The organism is Maribacter luteus (assembly GCF_009674825.1).
In the GTDB taxonomy this organism is placed as follows: domain Bacteria; phylum Bacteroidota; class Bacteroidia; order Flavobacteriales; family Flavobacteriaceae; genus Maribacter_A; species Maribacter_A luteus.
In genome coordinates this window covers 1-1,356 of record NZ_WKJH01000017.1, presented here as the reverse complement: position 1 = coordinate 1,356, position 1,356 = coordinate 1, and the positions used below count along the sequence as shown (strand labels likewise).

The window sequence follows — 1,356 nt, the reverse complement described above, 5'->3', positions numbered from 1 at the left end:
ATAACTTCGGTACAGCAGTAATTTGAGTAACCATATCTTTATTTTTTTGTTCATTTTAAAGATACTCGACTTACTGCTTTTTCATCGATGCTATAATCCATTGCGGCTGAAATTCCTATCGGAATTTCATTGCAATTTTGCTATCTTTCGGCTACGGCGGAAAGAATCCTGCGGATTTTTCCGCAACGTATCATAGCCAAAACCGTTGTGGTGCATTAAAACGAAACGTCAAAATTGAAAAAATAGATTAATAATATGATTGTAGCAGCTATAATATTTATTATTCTCGGAATCATAATAAAATACAGAAAAATGTATTGGCTGATTGCGGGCTACAATGCAATGCCGAAAGAAGAAAAAGAGAAATACAACATTGAAGGAATAGCAAATTTATTTAGAAATGTAATGTTTGGAATGGCTTTAATTATCATTTCTGGATGTTTAATCGCTGAACTGACTAAAAACCTCAATATTCAAAATTATGCTTTTTGGACTTCAATGATTATCGGAATTCCATACTTGTTGATTAAATCAAACTCGAAGAAATATAAAATCAAAAATTAATAATGAATTTACCCTTTGACAATCCCTTGTTTTTAATTCCGTCATCATCTGGAATAATTTTTATGATTTCAGGATTTTTAATGCTCAAATTTCCACCGAAAAAAATAAATGGACTTTATGGATATAGAACTTCAAGCTCAATGAAAAATCAAGAGAGATGGGATTTTTCTCAAAAATACTCTTCCATTGAAATGATTAAACTTGGAGCACTATTGATTTTAAGTTCGATTATTGGATTAATATTTAAACCTGATGGCAAAATTGGTATGTTTTTAGGCTTGGGATTAATGATATTAATGGTCGTATTTCTATTAATACGAGTTGAAAAGGCAATTAAGAATAAATTTACAAACGAATAATAACGACACCACAACAATGGCTCCTATGAAAAGCCCTAGTCCAGTTCTCTAAAGTTAATCAATATTTTCTTTTTTGCCTTAAACCACCTTTTTTTCTTTAATATAACTTGCTCCGCATCCTATATGTGATACACCTTTTGTCTTAGGGTTCACCAGCATCTGTATGATTTTAAGCTATAATAGACCCGGCCACTTGCTATAAAAATGTGATCCCCGAGTACTCGGGGCCACCCACGTTGTTCTGTGGTACGGGTCTCTCTACTATTTCGTGAGCTTTGTTATGGTTTTTTCATTCTTTAGTTTTCTTTTTTATTCAATTACACCTATCGCATAAGGAGTCTCTGTTTTGATTACCGCCAATGTCCTACTAAGTAGTTTTCTCGCTACTTTGATAATGATACTCTTTACGTTTCTACCTTGGTGCTTACGATAG

2 protein-coding genes are annotated in these 1,356 nt (G+C 32.7%); both read left to right on the top strand.

The features are described 5' to 3' along the window. Nucleotides 1-255 precede the first annotated feature (255 nt). Nucleotides 256-564, top strand: coding sequence for a DUF3784 domain-containing protein (locus tag GJ691_RS11425; protein WP_154366982.1), 309 nt, complete (start codon nucleotides 256-258; stop codon nucleotides 562-564). Between the two features lie 2 nt (nucleotides 565-566). Continuing rightward, nucleotides 567-923, top strand: a complete 357-nt coding sequence (locus GJ691_RS11420; protein ID WP_154366980.1) for an SdpI family protein — start codon at nucleotides 567-569, stop codon at nucleotides 921-923. Nucleotides 924-1,356 lie beyond the last annotated feature (433 nt).

Bases quoted from the DNA above. Each gene is read 5' to 3' on its own strand.
- GJ691_RS11425 (WP_154366982.1), top strand. From the start codon at position 256: ATGATTGTAGCAGCTATAATATTTATTATTCTCGGAATCATAATAAAA.
- GJ691_RS11420 (WP_154366980.1), top strand. From the start codon at position 567: ATGAATTTACCCTTTGACAATCCCTTGTTTTTAATTCCGTCATCATCT.